17 protein-coding genes and 1 pseudogene are annotated in these 17,482 nt (G+C 46.5%); all 18 read left to right on the top strand.

Annotation, left to right across the window (positions count from 1 at the left end; genetic code table 11):
- Positions 1-455 (top strand): annotated as a pseudogene (locus tag HXW94_RS12635) (hypothetical protein); the annotation flags it as partial.
- A gap of 21 nt (positions 456-476) precedes the next feature.
- Positions 477-1,343: a glucose-1-phosphate thymidylyltransferase RfbA gene (gene rfbA, locus HXW94_RS12630; RefSeq protein ID WP_178367261.1), complete on the top strand. Its 867-nt coding sequence runs from the start codon at positions 477-479 to the stop codon at positions 1,341-1,343.
- 36 nt (positions 1,344-1,379) lie between these two features.
- Positions 1,380-1,634 carry a DUF4160 domain-containing protein gene (locus HXW94_RS12625; protein WP_178367260.1) on the top strand — a complete coding sequence of 85 codons (255 nt, stop codon included), beginning with the start codon at positions 1,380-1,382 and terminating at the stop codon, positions 1,632-1,634.
- A 1-nt stretch (position 1,635) separates the two neighbouring features.
- The gene (locus HXW94_RS12620; protein ID WP_178367259.1) at positions 1,636-1,890 is read left to right on the top strand and encodes a DUF2442 domain-containing protein; all 255 of its coding nucleotides are present in this window, start codon (positions 1,636-1,638) and stop codon (positions 1,888-1,890) included.
- 51 nt (positions 1,891-1,941) lie between these two features.
- A complete protein-coding gene (locus HXW94_RS12615; RefSeq protein WP_178367258.1) occupies positions 1,942-3,057 on the top strand; it encodes a DegT/DnrJ/EryC1/StrS family aminotransferase in 1,116 nt (371 codons plus the stop codon).
- Between the two features lie 4 nt (positions 3,058-3,061).
- Positions 3,062-4,213: an HpcH/HpaI aldolase/citrate lyase family protein gene (locus HXW94_RS12610; protein ID WP_178367257.1), complete on the top strand. Its 1,152-nt coding sequence runs from the start codon at positions 3,062-3,064 to the stop codon at positions 4,211-4,213.
- A gap of 18 nt (positions 4,214-4,231) precedes the next feature.
- A complete protein-coding gene (locus HXW94_RS12605; protein ID WP_178367256.1) occupies positions 4,232-5,125 on the top strand; it encodes a peptidase in 894 nt (297 codons plus the stop codon).
- 5 nt (positions 5,126-5,130) lie between these two features.
- The gene (locus HXW94_RS12600) at positions 5,131-6,099 is read left to right on the top strand and encodes an aldo/keto reductase family protein (RefSeq protein WP_178367264.1); all 969 of its coding nucleotides are present in this window, start codon (positions 5,131-5,133) and stop codon (positions 6,097-6,099) included.
- Positions 6,100-6,102: 3 nt separating this feature from the next.
- On the top strand, positions 6,103-7,458 hold the full coding sequence (locus HXW94_RS12595) for an MmgE/PrpD family protein (RefSeq protein ID WP_178367255.1): 1,356 nt from the start codon (positions 6,103-6,105) through the stop codon (positions 7,456-7,458).
- 11 nt (positions 7,459-7,469) lie between these two features.
- The gene (gene aepY, locus HXW94_RS12590; protein ID WP_178367254.1) at positions 7,470-8,603 is read left to right on the top strand and encodes a phosphonopyruvate decarboxylase; all 1,134 of its coding nucleotides are present in this window, start codon (positions 7,470-7,472) and stop codon (positions 8,601-8,603) included.
- Between the two features lie 16 nt (positions 8,604-8,619).
- Positions 8,620-9,855, top strand: a complete 1,236-nt coding sequence (locus HXW94_RS12585; protein WP_178367253.1) for an ATP-grasp domain-containing protein — start codon at positions 8,620-8,622, stop codon at positions 9,853-9,855.
- A 55-nt stretch (positions 9,856-9,910) separates the two neighbouring features.
- Positions 9,911-10,435, top strand: a complete 525-nt coding sequence (locus HXW94_RS12580) for a fumarate hydratase C-terminal domain-containing protein (protein ID WP_178367252.1) — start codon at positions 9,911-9,913, stop codon at positions 10,433-10,435.
- The gene (locus tag HXW94_RS12575) at positions 10,432-11,289 is read left to right on the top strand and encodes a fumarate hydratase (protein ID WP_178367251.1); all 858 of its coding nucleotides are present in this window, start codon (positions 10,432-10,434) and stop codon (positions 11,287-11,289) included. Before HXW94_RS12580 ends, HXW94_RS12575 begins: the two co-directional genes overlap by 4 nt.
- Before the next feature lie 903 nt (positions 11,290-12,192).
- A complete protein-coding gene (locus HXW94_RS12570) occupies positions 12,193-12,831 on the top strand; it encodes a hypothetical protein (protein WP_178367250.1) in 639 nt (212 codons plus the stop codon).
- Between the two features lie 3 nt (positions 12,832-12,834).
- Positions 12,835-14,322, top strand: a complete 1,488-nt coding sequence (locus HXW94_RS12565; RefSeq protein ID WP_178367249.1) for a hypothetical protein — start codon at positions 12,835-12,837, stop codon at positions 14,320-14,322.
- Positions 14,323-14,765: 443 nt separating this feature from the next.
- On the top strand, positions 14,766-15,335 hold the full coding sequence (locus HXW94_RS12560; RefSeq protein WP_178367248.1) for a hypothetical protein: 570 nt from the start codon (positions 14,766-14,768) through the stop codon (positions 15,333-15,335).
- Positions 15,328-15,936, top strand: a complete 609-nt coding sequence (locus tag HXW94_RS12555) for a hypothetical protein (RefSeq protein WP_178367247.1) — start codon at positions 15,328-15,330, stop codon at positions 15,934-15,936. The genes HXW94_RS12560 and HXW94_RS12555 overlap by 8 nt, the downstream gene beginning before the upstream one ends.
- Positions 15,921-17,468, top strand: a complete 1,548-nt coding sequence (gene iscB, locus HXW94_RS12550; protein WP_218576705.1) for an RNA-guided endonuclease IscB — start codon at positions 15,921-15,923, stop codon at positions 17,466-17,468. The genes HXW94_RS12555 and iscB overlap by 16 nt, the downstream gene beginning before the upstream one ends.
- Positions 17,469-17,482: the final 14 nt, after the last annotated feature.

Here is a 17,482-nt window from a genome sequence, read left to right as displayed (position 1 = left end):
GAATTGATGTGATCCGGCAGGCTTACACAGGATTATACCAACTTGTTTCCAGTGGCCTCTTTGATAAATATGTCGATTTTATAGACACATATGCAGGAATAGGGGAATTGGAACAGCAAGAACTTTATAACGAAATAGTTCAACATAAGGATACAGCTATGTTGTCAGAATACATCAGAAATAAAGGCATTGAACAAGGGGTCAAACAAGGGATCGAACAGGGCATCGAACAAGGCATCGAACAGGGCATCGAACAAGGCATCGAACAAGGCATCGAACAAGGCATCATCCAAAAGGCTAAAAAAGACATAATAGATATTCTTAGACTCCGTTTTGGAAAAGTTCCTCATAAAATAGTAGAAACCATTAACCGGACAGATGATTTAAAAATATTGGATAGCTATTTCAAACAGGTCGTTCAAATAAACGGGATCGATCAACTCCGGTTTTTCTAAAGAGGATCACACAAACAGTTTATGAAAGCCATCATCCTCGCCGGCGGTTCCGGCACGCGCCTCTACCCGGTCACCCGCCACCTGAACAAACAGCTGCTGCCCGTGTACGACAAGCCCATGGTCTACTACCCGTTGTCGATCCTGATGCTGGCCGGTATCCGGGAGATCCTGATCATCTCCAGCCCGGACCATCTGCCCGGGTTCCAGGACATGTTTGGCGACGGCGCCCACCTGGGCCTGGAGATCTCCTACACACCCCAGCCCCGGCCCGACGGCCTGGCCCAGGCATTCATCCTGGGCAAAGAGTTCATCGGCACGGACTCCGTGTGCCTGATCCTGGGAGACAACATTTTCTACGGCCACGGGTTCTACCCGATCCTGGCGGAGTGCACCAGCCTGGAAAAAGGCGGCATCATCTTTGGATACCAGGTCACGGACCCCCACCGCTACGGCATTGTGTCCTTTGACAAGCACCGCAACGTCCTGAGCATTGAAGAAAAGCCCGAACACCCCAAATCAAAATACGCCGTGCCCGGCCTGTATTTTTATGACAACAACGTGCCCGACATTGCCGCAACCGTCAAACCATCGGCCCGGGGGGAGCTGGAGATCACATCCGTGAACAACGCCTACCTGGCCCGAGGCGACCTCAAGGTCAAACTCCTGGGCCGCGGCTTTGCCTGGCTGGACACTGGCACCCACGAATCCCTGCTGGAGGCGGCCAACTTCATCGAAACCATTGAAAAACGCCAGGGCCTGAAAATCGGCTGCATCGAAGAGATCGCCTTCCGCAAAGGCTATATCTCCCCCGAACAGCTCCAAACCCTGGCCCACCCGTTACGCAAAACCTCTTACGGCCAATACCTGACCAATCTCCTGACCGATTAACCCAATACCCAATACCCAATACCCAATACCCACCCAATGCCTACAATTTTACTGATATTAGGATGGCGGTTGTTTTTTTATGCCAATGAATCGCTGGAGCCCATGCATATCCACTCCACAAAAGCAGGAATGGAATGTAAATATTGGCTGGATACGGAAAGGTTTGGAGTTTCTGATGCGTATGCCTATAATATGAACAGCAAATCCAGACGAGAAATTCGGAAAATCATTTACCAGCATTTTGAGTATATTGAGAATGCATGGAATGAATTTCAGTTGAGGAAGTATTGATATGAAATCATACTATAATATAAAGACTGTACGATTTAAAAACAATCACCTGATTCTTGACATTGACGGCAAGGAACACGCATTTGACCTGAAAAAAATCTCTCAATCATTGCTTCACGCAGCTGAAATTGAAAGAACAACATTTGAAATTTCTCCCTCCGGATATGGCATACATTGGCCTTTGATTGATGAAGACATCAGTATTGATGGACTGATTGGCATCGTACATTCACCAAATTTTGTTTGCTCTTCATAGACTACGAACTAAACCCAAAACCCACTACCCAAAACCTAACACCCAAAACCCATGTTCAAACCCAAACACCCCATCCCCGTCACCCAGCCGTTCCTCCCCCCCCTGCCCGAAGTCACGACCTTCATGCAGGAGATCTGGGACCGCAAATGGCTCACCAACTCCGGCGCCTTTCACAAAGAACTGGAAGCGCACCTGGCCCGATACTTAGATGTGCCCTACGTGGCCCTGTGCGCCAACGGCACCCTGGCCTTGGTCATCGCTCTGCAGGTGCTGCGGGTCACAGGCGAGGTCATCACCACGCCTTTCAGTTTTGTGGCTACCTCCCATGCCCTGTGGTGGAACAACATTCGGCCCGTGTTCGTGGACATCGAGCCCGAGTTCTGCAACCTGGACCCGGAAAAGGTGGAATCCGCCATCACCCCGAAAACCACGGGCATTCTGCCGGTTCATGTATACGGCCATCCCTGCAAAGTAGACCGGCTTCAGGAGATCGCCGACATCTACGGTCTGCACTTGATCTATGACGCGGCCCACGCCTTCGGAGTCCGGATGGCGGGCCGGTCCCTGGCGGATTTCGGGGATCTGTCCGTATTGAGCTTCCATGCCACCAAGGCCTTTAACACCTTTGAAGGCGGGGCCATCATCTGCCACGATGCGCGCACCTACCAGCGCATCAATTACCTGAAAAACTTCGGGTTTGCCGGTGAAACCACGGTGGTGGCCCCGGGGATCAATGCCAAGATGAACGAGTTCCAGGCCGGTATGGGCCTGTTGCAACTACAATACATGGACGAAATTCTGGCAAAGCGCAAAGCCATTGCCCACCGGTATATGGCCCTGCTGTCCGGCATAGACGGCATCTCGCTTCTCACCCCCGACCCCGGGGTGGATTACAACCATGCCTATTTCCCCATTTTTGTGGATGCCGCCGCCTTTGGCCGGACCAGAGATGATTTGTATGCGCACCTCAAATCTTACAACTACCTGTGCCGCCGCTACTTTTATCCGCTGATCTCCTCTTTTAATATGTACAAATCTTTGCCTGGGGCGGAACCTTCCAACCTGCCTACGGCGACCCGGGTGGCGGAAGAGGTATTGTGTCTGCCGATTTTTCCGGACCTAAGGCTGGAACATGTAGATAATATAGTGGATATTCTTTCATCATAAAATTATGAGACACCATCGCCATAATCCGGATTTTGAATTTGTTGTGCCACCGGTGGAGTTTACAAAAAATACGAAAAAAGCCTGTCTGCAATATTGTCTCGGCGGGGTGTTGTATATGCCGGGTACCAGAAATATCATAGACAGTATTCTTCAAGGAAACCCACCAGCGCCTTCCATGGTCATGTGTTTTGAAGATGCCATTCAGGAAGAGGCGCTTGAGGAGGCTGAAAACAATGTGCTGAATCACTTGCATAAGCTGGCTAAGGCGTATCAGGCCGGGGATATTTCATTGGCGGATATCCCGCTGATTTTTCTCCGGGTCCGGAATCTACTCCAGTTCAAACGATTCTCTTCCCGCCTGAATCCTTACCAGGCAGGCGTTCTGTCCGGGTTTGTGTTTCCGAAATTTTACAGCCGCAATGCTATGGATTATCTGGAAAATCTGGTCTCAGTGAGTGAGAAACTGGGTGTCCGGTTATATGGCATGCCGGTTCTGGAAGGGTCGGATATCGCTTTTCTGGAAACCCGGAGAAAAGAGTTGACGCAATTGAAAAAAAAAATGGAACCTTTCCGGGACATGATTCTCAATGTCCGGGTCGGTGGCACGGATTTTTCCTCTTTGTTTGCAGTACGCCGGGATATCAACACATCAATTTATAATATCATGGTTGTGCGGGACTGCCTGGCTGATATCCTGAATTTTTTCAACCGGGAAGGGGAGGGCTATACCGTGTCTGGACCGGTATGGGAATATTTTTTGGCTTATAATAAGGATGATCTGAACCGGCTGCTTGCCAATTCGGATCGCCATTTTTCTCTGATGAAGCGAAAAGAAATTATCAATGACGCCGTGGATGGATTGTTGCGGGAAGTGATCATGGACCGGGCCAACGGGTTCATCGGGAAAACCATTATTCATCCGTCCCATTTGCGGTTTGTCAATGGCATGCATGCCGTGACCAGGGAGGAGTATGAAGATGCCCGGCAGGTCCTTGAAACATCCGGGGGAGTGGTGAAAAGTGAAAAAGCCAACAAAATGAATGAAATCAATCCCCATCGAAGCTGGGCAAACAAAATCACGCAGCGTGCCATTGCATATGGTGTGATCGAAGATGACTACAGTTATCTGCCGTTGATTCTTGGCGGGAAACAATAAATTTCAGGAGAAGTAAACATGAAAGAAACCCGGGCATTTTTAACTTCCATCGGCTTGCCGCCGGGGGATGCATACGATCTGCCGACATCTGAAAAACGGTTCAGGGACGGCGGTCAATACCGGTTTGAAGTCCCGGGCATCCAGGGTCCAGGAACTATGAAGGCCCTGCTGGAAGCCTTGGATTCATATGGGCAGTTCATTCACCGGGTGACCCAGACCAAAGGCATTATGATTCTGTCGGATGAAGAGATCAGTGCCATGGTTGCACTGGCCGATAAATGGCAGGTGGAACTGGTGCTGGCAATCGGGCCGCGTGCTACCTACGACACCAGTGCATCGATTCACACTTCAGAAGGCCAGCGGATGGGCTACCGGCTCCGGGGCCAAGAGCAGATTGTCCGGGCGATCGAGGATGTGAAACGGGCGGCCAATCTCGGATGCCGCGCATTTCTGGTGTATGACGAAGGATGCCTCTGGGTGTTGAATGAAACCCGGAAAGCTGGGGAGATTCCTTCTGAATGCCGATTCAAGGTGTCAGCCCATTGCGGGCATGGAAACCCTTGTTCTGCAAAATTGCTGGAAACTACGGGGGCAAATTCCATTAACCCGGTCCGGGATATCCAGTTGCAGATGCTGGGGGCGATCCGCCAGGCCATCGATATTCCCCTGGATGTGCATACGGAAAACCCGGCCTCTTCCGGCGGGTTTATACGGCATTACGAGGTGCCGGAAATGATCCGGGTTGCAGCCCCGATCTACCTGAAAACCGGCGGGTCTGTGGCCAAAACCCACAGCTGGGAATCGACTGAATCAGATGCCGTCAAACGTGCCAAACAAGTGATGCTGGTCCAGCGGGTGATTAACACCTATTTCCCGGAAGCCACAGGTTCAGAAAAAGGCGTTTTGAGATGAATCCAATGAAACTCATAATGGGTACCATGACATTCGGCCCCCAGGTGGATCTGGAAAATGCCCGGATCATGATTTCTCGGTTTTTGCAGACAGGCCATGATGAACTGGACACTGCCTATATTTACAATGAAGGAGATTCGGAAAACATTCTGGGAACTATCTTTTCCAAGATGGCGGATCAACCGGTCAATATTGCCACAAAAGTACATCCCAGGGTAACCGGAAAACTGGATGGTCAGACAGTAAAGATTCAGTGTGAAGAATCGTTGCGCCGCCTTTGCCGGGATACCATCGATATCCTGTATCTGCACTTTCCCGACCAGAACACACCGGTGGAAAATGCCCTGGAAATGTGTTCCACCCTTTATGAACAGGGTAAAATAAAGGAAGTGGGGTTGAGCAATTTTCCTGCATGGCTGGTGGTTGATGTCTGGCATGTTTGTAAAAAAAATGGATGGCCGACACCCAGCGTGTACCAGGGTCGGTACAACGGACTGACCCGAAATGTGGAAACCGAACTGCTGCCGGCTTTGCATAAAATGGGCATGCGGTTTTATGCCTACAATCCCCTGGCCGGCGGCTTGTTGTCCGGCAGATACGCCAGTTTTGACGACTCCCCGGCACCAGGGCGGTTTACCTTTCGAAAGACCTATAGCGCCCGGTATTGGAAAAGATCTTTTTTTGACGCGCTGAAAGTGCTGTCAACCAGATGTAAAGATTCGGATATTCCGTTGACAGAGGCTGCTTTTCGCTGGCTGGTCCACCATTCCATGCTGGATACTGCCAGAGGCGATGGCATTATTGTCGGCGCTTCACGAATGGATCAGCTGGAACAGAATCTGTCGGCTGCCCAAAAAGAGGCACTCCCGGAATCCATCGCCGAGGCTTTCAATGACGCCTGGGAAGAAGCCCGACCGGAAAGTCCGGAATATTTCACGTTTTTTTCCAAAAAACAACATGCACTCAGGAAATAATATATGACAGTGAACTTGACAGATAAATTTATAAAAGATCTTTGTTGTTTCAAAGATCGAAATTCTCCTGAAACAGTGATCTTGCAGGCCAAACGCTGCTTGTTGGATTATCTGGGAGCTGCATTTGCCGGTGCTGGAATGCTTGATGCCAAAGGAAAAAAACTGCTTCAAAGTCTGGGCGGGGGCCAATCCCGTGACGCAGCTGTGATCGGATTCAACAGAAAAGCCGGAATTGAAACAGCAGTATTTATGAACGGGATCAGCGCCCATGTAGCCGAACTGGATGATGGGGTTATTTCAGGGATTGTTCATCCAGGTTCCCCCATTTTTTCAGCGCTTTTGCCTGTGGCTGAAAAAGAAAAAGTGTCGGGAAAAGAACTGATTTCCGGTATAATATCAGGCTATGAAGCGGCCGTAAGGCTGGCAGATGCCATTCAACCGGCCCACAAAAAACGAGGCTTTCACGGCACAGGCACCTGCGGTACCATTGGGGCGGCAATGGGGATTGGAACAATGCTCGGTTTTTCAGAAACCCAAATGAAATCAGCAGTGTCAGCCGCCGCTGTTACAGCATCCGGTTCGCTAAAGGTTCTGGAAGATGAATCAGAGTTAAAGCCCTTTAACGTGGGTCGGGCTGCCAGCGGGGGATTTCTGGCAGCTATCATGGCACAAGCGGGTTTCAATGGTCCGGATGACGTGTTTTCCGGGGACAGAGGTTTTCTGCACATGATGGGTTCGTCGTATGACCTGGCACAACTGGAGAATTCGGTAAATGGAGTATTCAAAATTGAAAAAGTGTATATAAAACCTTTTGCTTCCTGCCGGTATACCCATCCTGCCGTTGATGCAGTACTGAGGATAAGAACAGAACATCCTATTTCACCCGAAACCATCGCATCGGTTAAAGTCAAAACATATTTCTGGGCCGTGGCCAATCATGACCATACGACCATCAGCGGGCCATCTTCTGCAAAAATGAGTATTCCATACAGTGTAGCGGTAGCATTGATCACAGGAAAAGCCGGATTGGAAGAATTTTCAGAAAAATATGTCAACAACTCTGAAATTTCAGCACTTACTCAAAAGATTATGGTCGAACCGGATGAGAAATTGACGGAATTGTTCCCCCGGAAGACTGCTGCAATTGTTGACATTCTAACCAGGGATGGAAATTGTTATTCCGCCAGGATAGACTGCCCAAAAGGGGAGCCGGAAAACCCGCTGTCAAACTCTGAACTGGAAGAAAAATTCATTAGTCTGGCAACATTTGGGAATAAAACCCCAAAGGAAATTAATAAAATAATCGAAACTGTGTGGCAACTTGAAACACGATTACCTGAATTGTTTGATCTGATATAAGGGCGTTTAAAATGATTGACCTGATAAAATTTCATAAATGCCTGCAAAAAGCCGGCGTCGAATTTATCACAGGTGTGCCGGATTCTCTACTCAACGATTTCTGCCTGTATGTCCAGAATGAATTTCCCCGGGACCGTCATGTCATCGCGGCCAATGAGGGCAATGCTATTGCAACGGCTGCCGGCTATCACCTGGCCACTGGCTCTGTCCCTCTGGTGTATATGCAGAATTCCGGTCTGGGTAATGCCATGAATCCGCTGCTTTCCCTGGTGGACGAGAACGTCTATGCTATTCCCATGCTATTGCTGATCGGATGGCGTGGTGAGCCCGGTACCGGAGATTGGGCCCAACACAAAAAACAAGGGGAGTTGACTCCGGTTTTTCTCGAATCCATGGGTATTCCATTCCGCATCATGGATACAGACGGTGAAGAAGCGTTTGACAATATCAGGTGGGCGGTTGACCATGCCCGGAATCAGAGCGGCCCGATAGCCCTTATTGCAAAAAAAGGGGTTTTTGCCCAAGGAAAAAAAACAGATTTTTTAAAGGAACCGAGTCAGTATCCCATGCGCCGTGAGAATGCAATAGAGTGCATTCTCAAGTGTGTTCCGGCAAATACTTTGTTTGTTGCCAGCACCGGTCGCACCGGCCGTGAACTTCATGCATTGCGGGATATCCACGGAACCGGACACGACAAAGATATATTGAATGTGGGGGCCATGGGGCATGCATCTTCCATCGCCTTAGGGATCGCCCTGGCCAGAAAAGACCGGCAGGTAGTCTGTCTGGACGGGGATGCTTCAGCACTCATGCATCTAGGTTCTTTGGCCACTGCCGGAAAAATAAAACCACCGAATTTTTTACATGTAGTGCTTAACAATGGAGCTCACGAATCCGTGGGAGGACAACCCTCTGCTGCCTTTACATCCAATTTGACGGCAATGGCTGAAAATGCGGGATATAAAACAACAGGAAATGCTGTGCACACAGAACAGGCATTGCGAAATTCAATAGAGGTGTTATTGGGTGATAAAGGCCCAAATTTTATAGATGTCCATATAAGAAAAGGCATCAGAAATGATCTCCCACCTCTGCGGATCTCCCACATTGATTTGAAAACAGCATTCTCCCACCCCAAAAGCTAATATCGGAAGAAATAATATGCCTGATCCAAACAAAAAACCTGTAGCCCTGGTTCTTGGCGGCACATCTCCCCATGCGGAATTGCTTCGGTTACTCAAAAACAGGGGTTTCTGGACTATTCTTATAGATTTTTACGAGAATCCTCCAGCAAAACATGCTGCGGATGATCATCTTCAGGAAAGTACGCTGGATAAGACAAAAGTATTGGAAATTGCCAGAAAATGCAATGCAGCTTTGGTCATTTCGACTTGCATCGATCAGGCCAATGTAACTGCATGTTATGCGCTTGAAAACCTGGGTAAATTCTCTCCTTATGATTACAAAACTGCCGTATCAGTATCAAATAAAATTGAAATGAAATCGAAGATGATAACAGGAGGTATCCCTACATCTAAATTCATTCAAGTTTCAGAAATTGATGCTGCCGACTGGAGTATGTTGAAGTTTCCATTGATTGTGAAGCCCAGCGATAGTAATAGCTCAAAAGGAGTCCGGCGTTGTGATACTAATGAAATGGTTAGCAGATATTTGAAAGAAGCGATTGCACTCAGTCGCACAAACCAGGCAGTCGTGGAGGAATTCAAGGAGGGACGTGAGATTGCTTTTGATTCATATCTTTTGAATGGCAAAGTGCATATCCTTATCACCAGGGAACGTCGCAAAATTATAGGATTTGGAGATCAAATCCAGCAAATATATGGCTCATTCTGGCCTGCAAATCTTTCTGATGAAATCGAAGCGAAACTAATAGCAGTCGGAGAAAAGATTGGGACAGTTTTTGGATTAGATAACACCCCGCTCATGGTTCAAACTATCGTTCACAATAATGAAGTGAATGTTATTGAATTTGCTCCGCGTATCGGAGGGGGGGAAAATTATCGTATCATTCAAATGGCAACAGGTTTTAACCTAATTGATGCGGCTATTGACTCGTTTCTTGATGTAAAACCTGTTCTCAATTTCCATAAAACAAACCGAATTTTTCTGGATAAGTATTTGTATGTAAGTCCATCTCAATTTGGAAAAATTCAAGGACTGCAAGAGTTGTTGGAACAGAAAATGATTGAGTGCTATGATGTTTATAAATCATTTGGTGCGGTTGTGACAAAAGAAATTTCGAGCAATAATCGTGTAGGTTCTTTCATTGTGTCCGCTGATAAGCAAGAAACCGGAATTGACAAGATACAGAACGTAATGGGAAAAATTGAAGTTTTTGATATTAAAGGCGATCCAATATTAATTAAATCCATTTAAACCTTATTCTGTTAAAATATACAAAAATTCTGAAAGAGATTATACCTGATTTATCATGGAAAAAATCAATATACCAATAGTAGACAATCTTTTTCCCAGCTTAGTGATTGGTACCCGCATACTCCTATTTGGTAAAATATTCACCGGACGAGATGCAGTCCTGCCGAAACTGGTTGCCCTGATCGAAAACAACAAACTGGACGAAACCGGGATTGATCTAAAAGGGGCGGTCATTTTCCATACAGCAGTGAGTCCCGCAGGTGTGGGGCCGACATCCAGCAATAAATATGACATTGAAAGCACAATACCAGCATTATCAAAAGCCGGGGTGAAGATTCACCTGGGCAAGGGGCGGCTGAGCCCGGAGACAATTCGGACATTGCATGAATATCATTCAATCTACGCCGTGATTCCGCCGGTGACTGCGTTGCTGGAAAGCAAAATCCTCGAACGCCGGGTGGCGGCTTTTCCCGAAGAAGGGATGGAAGCCTTTCATCAGTTGCGAGTGGAAGGTTTTCCATGCATTGTGGCGGCAGCGCATGGGAAGTCCCTTTATGAAGAAGGGTCCGAGAGCCCATGAATCAAAATTTGAATGACATACAGCTTAAAGTCAAAGAAGCCCTGATCCGGGCATCAACAGTTTTTTCAGCAGACAAAAAATCGGTCCTTAGCCGGGCCATCGAAACAGAACCCAGCCCCAACGTCCGATGGGTGCTGGAAACCATTCTTGAAAATGCGGATACAGCGGAAAAAACCCGCCGGCCCACCTGCGATGACACCGGGATTCCCCATCTCTTTCTTGAAGTAGGCGGCCAGAATAGCGTGACTCCGGACATACTCCGGCAGATTTATCAGGGGGTTGCCGAAGGCATGCAAGAGTTGCCGTGCCGGCCCATGGCAGTGAAAGGATCTGATGTCCAAAGGCTGGAACAGTCCATGGGGTTGTTTGATGACCCTGCCGCCCTGGTCCCGGCGCCCATACGCATTCAGCTAGTTGAGGAAAATGTGCTTCGCCTGCACGTGCTGATGCAGGGCGGGGGGCCTGAGATCAGGGGCAAAACATACCGGGTATTTCACCAACATAAAATGTCAGCCATCCTGGACGAGATCGTTGCCTGGGCCATCGAGGGGGCCGGGCTTCTGGGATGTACGCCATGTACCCCGGCCATCGGCATCGGTCGGACCCATTACGAGGCCGCCGCCCTGATGCTCGAAGCGATGATCCATGGACGGTTTGACCAACAGAATGCCATTGAACAGGAAATCACGGAACGGCTCAATCAGAGCAATATCGGCCCGCTGGGACTGAAGGGGCAGACCACTGCGCTGGCAACATTTCTGCGGGTCGGTCCCCAGCGGGCCAGCGGCGTGCGGATTGTCTGCCTGCGGTTATGCTGTTGTGTGGAACCCCGCGTGGCGAGTGTGTTGCTTTAACGATGTATCCTTTGATTCGATACAATCTTTAAGATTGGGAAGGGGACACCATAATATCCTTGGGATATCCTTGGGGTCGGGCCAAGTTAACAATTCAAAATCACGAAGAAATGAATTGAAAAAGGCTGCTGATTTGGAGCAATAATGATATTTTTAGAAGGGAAAAGAGCAGTATAGCTCAGATAGCCAGAGCGAAAAGAGATTTAAAAGAATATGTAGCTGTTTCCCGAATAAACCGAGTTCTTTGTCCTGTTCCTGGGAAACGGGAAGTTTAACCAAAAAAATGAACCATCACGATCTTTTTTTTAAAGCAACGTTTTCAATTCGGAAAAAAGCGGCTGATTTTGTTCAGCACACCCTTCCGCCCGGATTGGTGGATCAGTGGGTTTGCTTAGGATCGGGCCAAGTTAACGCTTTGAAACAAAAATAAATAAGTGTGAAATCGGGCTCGTTTGGGGTGCAATATTGTATTTTTTGAGGTCAAAAAAAGCATTATAGCCATGGCGAGAGCAAATCGTCACTATGTACCCGGACAAATATGACATATCACGCACCGATGCCACAAGAGAGCGTTTTTGCTCAAATTTGCCAAGGACCGCCATCGGTGGCTCCAATGGCTTTTTGAAGCAAAGAAACGGGCATCCTTCATATCATCCCCAAAGTACTTTACACTTTTTGGGGAATTTATGAAGCTCCTTAAGCCTGCTTTAAAGCAATAAGAATTGTTGCACTTGAAATGCGATAATCAAAACCGATAAAGGAGAAATTGTGGAACAATCCATTATCGACAGAAACACATGTCTTCAAAGGTTGATTTGTGGGCATGATTTTGAATCCGGAATTGATATTGATCTTATTTTGAAGCATTTATCAGAATCGATTAAAAGGATTGTTTCTGAAATTTTGGAATTGCCTGAAATGTCGGACAGCAAAATATCTTTATATGGCCCCTATTTAGGTCGATCGGTTTTGGAATTGAGTATGACGGCATTGCTGGCAAGGCTCGATCCATTTCGCATTCTTGTGATAAAAGGCAGGCAGGCACAGCCCGGGTATGAATTGAACCGGCCAAATACTTCAGCTATCCGCTGGCAGGGGGATGTTGTTGATAAAGCAGTAAATGACCTATGGGGAGAAAAATCCGTGAAGGATCCTTCTAGGGCGATATTGGGCCCATATCAAAAACAGCTCATTTTAATTGAAAGCGCTCAAAAAGTACAGGATGAGGGAGACGAACAACGAGTCGGAGAATGGTATTCTGAATTGATTCAGACAGATGCTAAAGGATTAGTGGAAAGAATCAATTCCAAGGTCAACAGACTCTATTCATCATTATCCAAGGGCGTTCACCATGAGCTGCTGGTTCCTGTCGAATCTATCCTTGACAGGGACACGGTGTTAACCTTATTAAATGATGTACTTTTCGTGATCTCAACCCTTGGACTGATTGTTTCACATGTTCCCCATGCCTATCGAAAATCCCAATCCATGGAAGAAAGTTTCATGTATTACAGAATTGCAAAGGAACTGGAGGTGTTTTGAAATATGGAAGGTGACGTGTATGAAGACAATTCGCTGGTACTGGCTGCAGAAGATTTTGAAGTAGATCAATTTGAGACTTTCCATTTTTTTACTTCCCAAGACAAACGATGCATTTCCAAACTGCGGGCCCATGGGCCTGTTTTACTGAAAGGGGCAAGGGGGTGCGGCAAAAGTGCTTTAATGATAAAAGCATCGTTGGGTCTATATCCCAGAGAACACGAAAGCTCTGCTATTGGCATTTATATCAGTCTGAGACATCTGGATCTGTTGCGTGCCTCCGGTCCAGAATATATTGAGCTGTTTTGTAAACTGGTTGTCAGGGAAGTCAATAAACAGTTGGAAAGAGATGAGATAATCAATAATATTCATACAATCACAGACCTTCAGAGCGAATTAACTTTGATTGCCGCAAAAAATGAGAAAAGAATGGTTTTGATGTTTGATGATGCCGCCCATATCGGCAGAGAAACCAACTTGAACGAATTTTTTGATATTTTCAGAACATTGTCAAACAATTCAATTTCCTGCAAAGCATCGATTTATCCGGGTGTCACTAAATTTGGAACCCGGTTCGATGTTTACAATGATGCCACAGTCATAGATGTGAACAGGTCTGAAAATTCGGAAGATTTTGCGAGACTGTTTGAGGAGGTGTTAAAACTTCGGTTCCGGAATTCTCTGGACGATGCTAAGTTTGAAGGTGTAATCAACAAAAAGGATACATCGAAACTGTTGGGATTGGCTGTACTGGGTAACATGAGAGCGTTCATATATACCTGTAATCAGCTGATCACATCGTTAGGAAACAGTAGCGTTGTTTCATACACTCATATTTCAGAAGCCTTCAAACAATTATCCCAGAATTATTTCTGGCCGCTGCTTGAGGAAATCGAACCGAAACTGGGAATGTATCAGCCAATGGTTTCTCCTGCTGTTGAAATTTCACAGATACTGTTTGAAAAAGCCGGTGAAAAATGTGAGCGTTCTGTCTTGATCCTCAGAGAGATTGTACAGCGACTGAGCAAACCTATTGAAATCCTGGAATATGTTGGATTCATTGCCCGTAAAGAAGTTTCCAGAGTCATGAAATCCCGGGGAAGAGGAACCCGGTTTGTTTTGAACCTCTGCAACATTACTGAATACCTTGAGCATGGCAGATTGAATTCCACGACTGTTTCAAAGTGGTTGAGCCTGGCTGAAAATTCTGTGGAATTTCATAAAGGCAGTGAATTTTATAAATTGGAATTGCCGGACCCACTGGAAGGCCATGATCTTTCCATCCTTGAAAAGGAAATTAATTCCCTCAAGAAATCAAATGTTTACCCTTATGGTCTGACAGACAGTAAGATCCAGATACTTCTGGACAATGGGATTCAAACTATAGAAGACTTGGCAATGAAAACCGATGATGAAATTCTGGCCCTTCCCCAGGTAGGCATTGAAACATTGAAACGGTTCAGGAGTACTGTGAATCAAGCTATTTGGATGTGAATATTGTATTTTTTGAGGTCAAAAAAAGCATTATAGCCATGGCGAGAGCAAATCGTCACTATGTACCCGGACAAATATGGCATATCACACACCGATGCCACAAGAGAGCGTTTTTGCTCAAATTTGCCAAGGAGCGCCATGGGTGGCTCCAATGGTTTTCTGAAGCAAAGAAACGTTATGGTTTGGTAATACTGAATTATACCATCACAAACTTTGTTAGGAACATAAAATCTTTGATGGGAGGATCGGCCATCGGGCGAAAGGACCGGAAAGCTGGTGAATCATATCAGCTCCGAGAGACTCAAATTCCGTATAACGATTATTTTGAGGCCCAAAAGGGCGATATAGGCATTGAAAACGCCTGTTTTGGGGATATAAATCTATAAAATACAATGAGTTGACTTGGTCCGACCCCAACCGACCATGAAAGGGAACAGGCATAAATGAGCAAAAAAGATTTCAACCGTTTTGTTGAACAGGCTTCAAAAGAAAAAAAGTCAAAAAATATCGACTGGGAAAAGAGACGAGAAGAATGGATTCATAATCTTGATGAATTTTATAATAAAATAAATAGCTTTTTGACTTCATTTATTGAGAAAGGCAAAATATCCATTGAATTCAAGGATATAGAACTTAATGAAGAGCACATCGGCACATATGAAACCAAATCCGCAACGATATTGATCGGAAATCACACCATACGGCTTCGACCCATCGGGACGACCCTGATTGCAGCCAAAGGCAGAGTGGACATGACAGGGGCATATGGAAAGGTAAAGTTTGTACTTGTACCTGAATCAGCTGATAAGCCGCAAGTAAAAACCATGATCAATACAGAAGATATGTCCGGTAAAGCATCAGAAGAGAAAGACAATGGAAACGAAACATCTGATTGGGTCTGGAAAATCGCGACATCTCCCCCTGCCATCCGGTACCTGCCTTTGGATGAGGAATCGTTCATGGATGCGGTTATGGAAGTAACTAATGCGGATTCGGAAGATTCAGATGGGTAAAAAAAAGGTCCGTCTTTCAGAAGAAAATCTGACACCCGATGATATTGCGGTGCAACAAAAAATTCTTCAAGAGTCAATACGTGCTTATTATCGTAAGCCGCCTTACTGGTTATTTGAAGAATATTGCAATTCATCGAAATCGGTTTTTGAGAGGGATCTTGAAAACCGATGCATAGAAGTAGAAAAAGATGGTATCCTGACATTGCTGGCAGCTATTGAAGCATTATTTAAAGTTGATTTTTTTGAACGGGTTTACAATCGAAAAAGAGGACAGCTATCACGCACGTTTCGTGAACTGTACAAGCAGCAAACGAATAACAGAATCAGTCTTAATGCAATATTCAAAGAATGGATTAATGCCGGAGATGGCAGCTGTTCCAAGCTGATCAATGCCTTACAGGGTGCTTTCAAATATCGCCATTGGTTGGCACATGGCCGGTATTGGGTTCCGAAATACGGGCAAAAATGTCAACCACCCCGCCCTGAAGGACGGGGCTTGAAACCAAGCTTCGCTCGTCAGGGATCGGTTGACCAGGGAAATATTTTCAACTATTGGCAAAGTTATTTAAAGGAGAATATTAGCAGTTGTATAGAGCGCTAAACACCGACGACGGGATGCTTCCTCAGTCCCGTCCGCTTGAATCCCGGGTTGCAGACAACCGAGGGGCCGGACGAAACGGATCCGGGAATAGAGCCGCTATGCAACAGTCCCGAGGGGAGAGTTCTGCCAATGCCAAGACAGAACCGTCACCAGCATCAGCTGAGAACGGCGTAAGCCGTGTTTTTGTATTAGACAAGAGAGGTAAACCTTTAATGCCGTGTCATCCGGCCAGAGCAAGAAAACTTTTGGCTAAAGACAGAGCAAGGGTTCATCAGCAATTCCCATTTACCATCAGGCTCATTGATAGGATCCGGGAGGAGAGTGATGTCCAGGCTGTTCATGTTAAAATTGATCCCGGGGCCAATACAACCGGCATGGCAGTTGTACGGGTTGAGCAGAATGTAAAGGCAAATCACATCCTCCATCTTTCCGAATTAACCCATAGAGGATATGCCGTTCGTAAAAAAATGGGACAAAGAGCGAACTATCGGAGAAGACGCAGGTCTAACAATTTGTGGTACCGAAAGCCCCGGTTCGATAACAGAACCCGGCCCAAAGGGTGGCTCCCGCCAAGCCTGCGGTCCCGGGTGGATAATGTCACATCATGGGTAAAAAAATATCAAAAAATCTGCCCCGTTTCCGGCATTGTTTTGGAACGGGTGAGGTTTGATATTCAGAAGCTTCAAAATCCGGAGATTTCAGGTGTCGAGTATCAGCAAGGAACTTTATTTGGATATGAGGTTAGAGAATATCTACTTGAACGATATGGCCGCAAATGTGTTTATTGTGACGGTTTAAGCAAAGATCCGGTTCTTGAGATTGAGCATTTTGTACCAAAGAATCCTGCAAAGGGTCCCAATGGCACAGATCGTATTAAAAATCTGGTTATCGGTTGCAGGACCTGCAATCAAGCCAAGAACAATTACCAGCCGGAACAATGGGCTCAAGTTTTGGGTAAAAGTCGAAAAAAGATTGATAAAACCAGGCTATGCAACGTTAACCGGCTATTTGAAGGAAAGCGTCCTTCTTTGGCCGCAACCGCAGCGGTCAATGCCACCAGGAATGCCATCTTTTTTGAGTTAAGGCAATTGGCGTCGGTGGAATGCTCAACCGGTGGCAGGACCAAATATAACCGGTGTCGGTTCAATATCCCTAAAACACATTGCCTGGATGCAGCTTGTACCGGCAAAACAAATGCAATTTCCGGCTGGAAACAAAGCGTCCTCTTGATCAAAGCCATGGGCCGGGGCAGTTACCAAAGAACAAGAGTCAATGCTGCCGGTTTTCCTCGGGGCTATTTAATGCGCAAAAAGGCAGTGCATGGTTTTGTCACCGGGGACATTGTAAAAGCTGAAGTCTCAAAAGGCAAAAAGCAAGGGACTTATATTGGCAGGGTTGCTGTTCGAAAAACCGGCAGCTTTAATATTCAAACAAAAATAGAAACGGTCCAGGGTATTTCCTGGCGTTATTGCCAAATCATATCCCGTCAAAACGGGTATAATTTAGCAATCCAAAATTCCTCCCCGACCTGAAGGATGGGGTTTCC

This window comes from Desulfobacter latus, from assembly GCF_013389365.1.
Taxonomy (GTDB): Bacteria; Desulfobacterota; Desulfobacteria; order Desulfobacterales; family Desulfobacteraceae; genus Desulfobacter; species Desulfobacter latus.
The sequence above is the reverse complement of the archived record's forward strand: the minus strand, read 5'-3'. Positions and strand labels throughout refer to the sequence as shown.